A 7,028-nucleotide genomic window follows, 5' to 3' on the forward strand; every position below is an offset into this window, starting at 1 on the left:
AACTCCCAACGTACTATCCAACTCAGAAAGTTGAATAACCATTAAACACACGGATCCAAGTCAGTATTGCTGGCAATGTAGGGATCGAAAGTACGGCAATAAAGCCTAAAAAATAAAAAATGTTGTAAGGTTCTTTAAAATTCTGCTCTTCCATCATAACTTCTCTAGTGTTGGATGACTCCGTTCGTTTTGGCACCATAAACAAAGTTAATGTAACGTAAACGAATTGGGTGATTGTTGTTCTAGACGCGAACTATACCTCAAACAAATCACCGCAAACACCGACTAAAGATAAGGTTATTAACTGCTGCCACCTTGGTAAATATTGAGTTTGAAACTACTCGAACCTAAGCGATTAGTTGATAGCTGACAAGTTGAGTTGATCGGTAAATCTTTAGTGATAAAGTTTTTTAAACAGTTCTGCCCAAGGCTAACACCCGCAGCAATATGTTGAGTTAAGTAGCCATTTGACCATTGACTGTCGAGCCCAGCTGGCAGGATAGAGAGTGTACCTTCGCTTAAATCCGCAATACCGAATACTGCGTTGATTGGATTAGCACACTCTGAGCATTCAATACCTTTTTCCAGTATGTCGGCAAGGTCTTTCAGATCGGCACTGAAGCTTTTTAAGTTGCGAAGATAATCGTGAAACAGAGCACGAACGAGCAATGTTGAAGCCACACTATTTTCATAATGAGCATCTGAATCGACCAAGTAAAAGGCAAACTGCCCGTTCATCAACCACGCATAGTCAAATACCAGCGGCATCACATCCGCCGATTGTAAAAGACGGTAACTACACTTCCAACTGCCTTGTGAAGTATCCTTTTCTGGTAATAACGCGTGCAGCAAATCTTTCGCGGTACTGGGGTTTTCTCGTAAATACTCCAGATGCCAATGCAACTCTTGTTCTTCTGGAATATCACCACCATCATCGACCCGGAACCATTGCGTCGAAAAATCGCGCTGATCAGATAAACGACTGAACGTATCTTCGAGCGTACTTTCTATTGCACTGCTTAAATACTGGTGGTTACCAATCGGTTTAGGAAGAAAATCCTTAACACCAAATCGCAGCACTTTTGCAACATCAGCCATTTCATCAGTTGCAGAGACCACAATCAGTGGCAGCGAGGGATACTCAAGGCTCACCTCTTCAACAAACTCAATGCCGTTCAGTACTGGCATTGCTAAGTCACACACAACAAGGTCAGGCTCCGCATCTTTTAACTTGCGCAACCCCTCTAAGCCATTTTCAGCTTCAAGCACTTTATAGCCTTGAGCCGACAAATAACCACTGGTTATTCGCCTAAAAATTGGGTCATCATCAACGAGCATGATCAGTTTTTGCTCGACGTGCTGATTGTCTGAAGGTTTTTTCGCCAAGAACTCACTAGCCTGAATGTGAGATTTATACATAATCCTGCCTCACAATGCTTTTAAAAAGCAGTCATTTTATTGTTATAGGATAAATTGATAGGTTACTTTATAAAGTAGTCGCAAAATAAGATTTATACAAATGTTCCACTTTGTAACTCGGTTGCATACTATATATATGGGCTATGTATGGATTGTACGGAATGTTACTTTCGTCAAACAAGTTGATATGACTCAAGATTTGACAAATGATATACGTATAAATTACTCAAATTCGAAAAATAATGTGTCAGGAACAATGAAATTAGATGACCTAAACCTCTTTCGACTGGTTGTCGAAAATGGAAGCTATACCGCAGCTTCTCGTAAAACAATGATCCCCGTTGCGACCATTACCCGACGCATTCAAGCATTGGAAGATTCTCTGAATCTTAGATTGTTGAATCGCCATGCTCGAAAACTTTCGCTGACTGAAGCGGGTGAACGTTTTTTTCAAGAGTGCTCACCGTTGCTGCATCGCTTAGCTGCAACAGCAGAAGAGCTCACCGATGAATGTCGTGGCGCTTCAGGCAAACTAAGAATATCGTCACCATCTAATGTCACGAAACGCATGATGATGCCTATCTTCAATGCCTTCATGATGCAGTACCCAGATATCAACATAGAATTGACCACCAGCAATCAGGCCGATCAACTCGACCCAACCGAATGGGATGTCATTTTTAGAGTTGGACCTCAACGAGACTCCAGTTTGATTGCGCGAAAAATTAATGAAGTGAAAGATGTGTTAGTCGCAAGCCCAGGGTATTTAGCGAAACACCCTGCACCAACTCATGCCGAAGAGCTCAGTAATCATTCATTATTGAAGGGATATCCTCTAGTAAAATGGCAGTTGACCAACAATAAAGGGGAATGCGTGGTCAATTGTGATACTGGTCGTTTTCAGGCCAACGCTTTAAACGTAGTGCGCAGCGCTTGCTCTGAGGGGCTGGGTATCACCTTAATGCCAGATGTAATGATTAAAGAATTTATCGAAGAAGGCAGCTTAGTCAGAGTACTGGAAGACTGGGTTTCCAACCCTCGTGATATTTATATGCTGTATAACCACAAGGATCATCTACCTGAAAAAGTCAGGCTATTTATTGATTTTGTGATTGCCTATCACATCCACTAGATTTTAGGCCCAGCATTGCTGGGCCATGAGTTATCGCAGCGGCAGATAGTCAATAAACTCGCTATAGAAACTCAATAAATTTACTCAAATCACGTTCAGGCACTTTCATTGGCGTGCACCCTGCAGTTCCTAGGTATAAGAAACCAACGATTTGATCATCGCCCTTAGCACCTAATGCTTGCCGAACGTGAGAGTGGAACATCCAGCTTCCCGAACGCCAGAAACCTTGAAAACCTTGGGCTACCGCAGCCATTTGCATCGCTTGTACTGCGCATCCCGCAGAGAGATGCTGTTCAATCGCTGGCACCTTTTCATGCTCCGTAACTTTCGCGATCACTGTGATTACCATGGGTGCTCGAAACGGTGCATTTTTCGCTTTTTCTATCTCTGCATCACTGCCGTTATCCGCTCGCACAGCAGACGCCAAAATACCCGACAACTTTTGCAAACCCGCTCCCTGAGCAATCACGAAACGCCAAGGGGTTAAACCGCCATGATCGGGCGCTCGCAAGCCTGCTCTAATAATATTTTCCAAGACCAGACCTTCAGGTGCAGGCGATGTGAGATTGGCGATTGAACGACGGTTAAGCAGCAACTCTAGTGCATCCATTTCGATTCCTTATTGATGATTTTCCATAATCTTATACCAAACTGAGAATAACTCGCATAAAGAGATGACCTCATTGGCTATAAATGAAAAAAAGCGAGGATATTCCCTCGCCTAATTTAAGCAAACATATGGATGAAAACAGCCGAGATGACTACGGATAAAAACGTGCTTCAACCCCAGCTCGAGTCAGTAGCCCATCACAAGGAGCGAATTTATCGCCATACTTCTCAGCATGTTGATTCATCATTTCCACTAATTTCTTGATACCAATTTGGTCTATGTAACGGAATGGGCCGCCCAAAAACGGCGGGAAACCGATACCGAAAATCGCACCAATATCGCCATCTCGCGCACAACGAATTACGCCCTCATCCAAACAACGTACGGCTTCATTCAGCATAAGTAGCACGCAACGCAGCGCGATCTCCTTATCACTCTGTTTAGCATCTGGCGTGATTTTCAGCAATTTATAAATAGATTTGTCGATTTCTTTTTTCTTACCTTTATAGGTATAGAATCCCTTACCACTTTTACGCCCTTTGCGGTTGTCATTGAGCAGCAAATCAAATACGTCTGGTCCTTGAAAACGTGGGCCGAGTTCTTGCACTAGAATTGGCATGATTTTCGAGCCAACATCAATGCCCACTTCGTCCAATAACGTGATAGGGCCGACTGGGAAACCGAAATCGAGTAAAGCCGTATCTATCTTTTCAATCGACTCACCCGCCATCAGGATCTGCGCTGCTTCATTCATGTAAGGTGCAAGGATACGGTTAACATAAAAACCAGCGCAATCTTTGACCACAATCGGCGTTTTGCCCTGTTTTTTCGCCAAGGCCACTACTGTGGCTATCGTCTCTTGCGATGTGGTTTGATGAGGGATCACTTCCACCAGAGGCATTTTTTCAACAGGACTGAAATAGTGCAACCCAATCACATTCTCTGGACGCGCCGCCTTCGCTGCAATTTTCTGGATTGGAAGCGAAGAAGTATTCGTCGCAAAAATGGTGCTGGTTTTGGCATTCGCTTCAACATCAGCCACCATTTGCTGCTTAAGCGTGAGATCTTCAAATACCGCTTCAATGACAACATCGATATGCTGATAGCTGGTAAAATCAATCCCGCCAGACAATTGCGCCATTTTTGTCTGCATCTGCGCTTTGGATAAAATGCGACGCTTGCGCTGTTTATCGAATAATTTGTAGTTGTAATTGAGCGCGTTTAATACTCCATCATTCGAAACATCTTTGATTCGTACGGGAACCTTGGCTTTTGCAACGCTAACATGGCTGATCCCTGCCCCCATTAAACCACCGCCCAATACGCCGATACGTTTCACGGTTTGAGGTTTTGCGTCGCTGCCCGTCTCTTTTTTCATTTCGGTGGTGGCAAAGAAAATCGAGCGCAGTGCTTTGGATTCCGAGCTCATCACCAAATCACCAAATCGCTTCGCTTCAAGCTCTAACCCGGCTTTCAAACCACGATCTAAACCGTGACGGATCACCTCTAAAATCGCGTCTGCGGCTGGGTAATTACCTCGTGTTTTTTGCTTAGTCTTTTTAGCGGCCTGATCAAAAATTAATTTGCGACCAAGCTGCGTATGAGAAATTAATTTCTCTTTGGCCGACGTATTGGCCTGATGACGTTTTTTCCCAGAATTATCGAGCACATACTTCTTGGCCACATCCAGCAAGATAGTCTCTGCTACGCAAGCATCAATAACACCCAGCTGTTTTGCTTTTTTTGCGCGCAGCTGTTTACCCGTCAAAATCAAGTCGAGAGAAGGTAACAAACCAATCAAACGCGGTAACCGCTGCGTTCCACCGGAGCCTGGTAGCAAGCCTAATTGCACTTCGGGCAAACCCAAACGCGTGATGTCCGCGTCGCTGCACACCCGGTAGTGACAAGCCAGCGCCAGCTCTAAACCACCACCTAAGCATGGGCCATGAATCGCGGCAACCACTGGGAATGGCAAATCCGATAAGGTTTGAAACATCTCCTGACCTTGCTTGGCCAATGCTTGTGCTTCGCTGGCCGATTGGCAAGCGTTCAGCATACGGACATCCGCTCCAGCAATGAAATTATCTGGCTTAAGCGAGTGAATCACCATCCCCTTTAGGCTGGTTTTTTGAGCCTCCAAGGTCGCAAAAACCTCTTGCATCTCTTGGGCAAACGCCGCTTGTAGCGTATTCATTTTTTCGCCGGGAACATCAATCGCCAGCCACGCAATATTTTGTTCATCAATTGTTAAATGAAAAGCTCTCTCTGTGCTCATTATTCAACCTCCAAAATCATTGCCGCGCCCAAACCACCCGCTGCACAAGCGGTATTCAGCCCTAAACCACCACCACGTCGTTTTAGTTCACGCAGTGTTTGTGTGATCATGCGCGCACCCGTCGCCGCAAAGGGGTGACCATACGCAATAGAACCACCTAGCACATTAAATTTATCCATATCAATTTCGCCAATCGCTTTTGCTCGACCAAGATGTTCCTGTGCAAACTTATCACTGGCGAACATTTTCATATTAGAGAGGGTTTGCGCGGCAAACGCTTCATGCATGTCAATCAATGTGAGATCGGAAAGCTCAATACCTGCACGTTGTAAGGCTAACGGTGTCGCATAAGACGGTCCCATTAACATATCGTGTTCAACACCAATCGCTGAAAAAGCGTAAGAACGGATATAACCCATAATCTCCAAACCAAGCTCTTTAGCACGGCCTTCACGCATTAATAGAATAGCGGCAGCGCCATCGGTGAGTGGTGTGCTGTTGGCGGCCGTCACGCTACCATATTGCCTATCAAACGCTGGACGTAACTTGGCATAACCTTCCAGAGTCGAGTCATGACGAATATTGTTATCTTCAGCGATCCACTTTTTATAGGGCTCTGGGAATGCCGTCATGACTTCGCCTTGGATTTTGCCCTCTTTCCAAGCTTGTGAAGCTAAAGAGTGAGAACGATGTGCCAAAGCATCTTGATCCAGTCGGCTTATGTGATGAGATTTTGCCATCTGCTCAGCCGTTTGCCCCATCGAAAGGCCCGTTGAATATTCAGCGACCGCGGGGGGGACTGGCATTAAATCTTTAAAAGATAATGATTTTAAGATGCTGAGTTTCTGAGCAACGGTTTTGGTTTTACTTAAAGCGAGTAAGCTAGCGGCTAATTTTTTAGACACTCCAATCGGCAAAACGGAAGACGAATCGGCACCACCAGCCATACCAATATCAATCGTGCCAGCCATTATGCTTTCAGCCACATTCACCGCCGCCTGAAAACTGGTAGCGCACGCTCGTGTGACGCTGTAGGCATCGGTATGGATGCTCATTCCTGTCCCTAAAACGATCTCACGCGCGATGTTTGGTGCCTCAGGCATTTGCACGACTTGTCCAAAGACGAGTTGTTCGATCAATTTAGGATCGAGTTCCGTTCGCGCAAGCAGTTCACTCACCACCATCTTGCCTAAATCGACTGCAGGAACTTGACTAAATTCGGTACTTTGACGCGCAAAAGGGGTACGCAACCCCGCGACGATAGCCACACGCTCACCAGAGCGCGTTTTGACTTCCTGTTTGCCCATTGTTTCTCCTTAGAATAGAGGTCTGACCTGGCACATTGTAACGAGGTTGTTAAAACAATCAAACAAGTGTTTAAATAAACGTGATATTCGCATCGAATCGAAGAAAGTAATGTAGGGAAAGGAGATGGATAATCACTTAATCTTTAAATGAATAATGGAGTTATACCCAAACAACTTGGAGTTGCAGGTAGGCGGCAAGTGAGTGAGTCCCCATGAGCATAGGCAAACTATGTGATTGGGGTGAACGAACGTAGCCAACACCGCTGCGGCTTCAAGTAGGAAGGG

The 7,028-nt window shown here is 45.1% G+C and carries 5 protein-coding genes; 1 reads left to right on the top strand and 4 read right to left on the bottom strand.

Annotated elements, in window-relative coordinates; all coding sequences use genetic code 11:
* Positions 1-300 precede the first annotated feature (300 nt).
* Positions 301-1,419, bottom strand: coding sequence for a response regulator (locus PL85_RS14060; protein WP_017044561.1), 1,119 nt, complete (start codon positions 1,417-1,419; stop codon positions 301-303).
* A 256-nt stretch (positions 1,420-1,675) separates the two neighbouring features.
* On the opposite strand from PL85_RS14060, the gene PL85_RS14065 reads away from it, so the two are divergent.
* Positions 1,676-2,551 (top strand): LysR family transcriptional regulator, encoded by an 876-nt coding sequence (locus PL85_RS14065; protein WP_115339657.1) that lies wholly within the window; start codon positions 1,676-1,678, stop codon positions 2,549-2,551.
* A gap of 61 nt (positions 2,552-2,612) precedes the next feature.
* On the opposite strand, the gene PL85_RS14070 is transcribed toward PL85_RS14065, so the two are convergent.
* The 3 genes from PL85_RS14070 to fadI form a co-directional block, all read right to left on the bottom strand.
* A complete protein-coding gene (locus PL85_RS14070) occupies positions 2,613-3,161 on the bottom strand; it encodes an NAD(P)H nitroreductase (RefSeq protein ID WP_013857243.1) in 549 nt (182 codons plus the stop codon).
* A gap of 151 nt (positions 3,162-3,312) precedes the next feature.
* Positions 3,313-5,436, bottom strand: coding sequence for a fatty acid oxidation complex subunit alpha FadJ (fadJ, locus tag PL85_RS14075; protein WP_088721090.1), 2,124 nt, complete (start codon positions 5,434-5,436; stop codon positions 3,313-3,315).
* A complete protein-coding gene (gene fadI / locus PL85_RS14080; RefSeq protein ID WP_017044558.1) occupies positions 5,436-6,743 on the bottom strand; it encodes an acetyl-CoA C-acyltransferase FadI in 1,308 nt (435 codons plus the stop codon). Before fadI ends, fadJ begins: the two co-directional genes overlap by 1 nt.
* Positions 6,744-7,028: the final 285 nt, after the last annotated feature.

This window comes from Vibrio anguillarum, from assembly GCF_001989995.2.
GTDB classification, from domain to species: Bacteria; Pseudomonadota; Gammaproteobacteria; order Enterobacterales; family Vibrionaceae; genus Vibrio; species Vibrio anguillarum.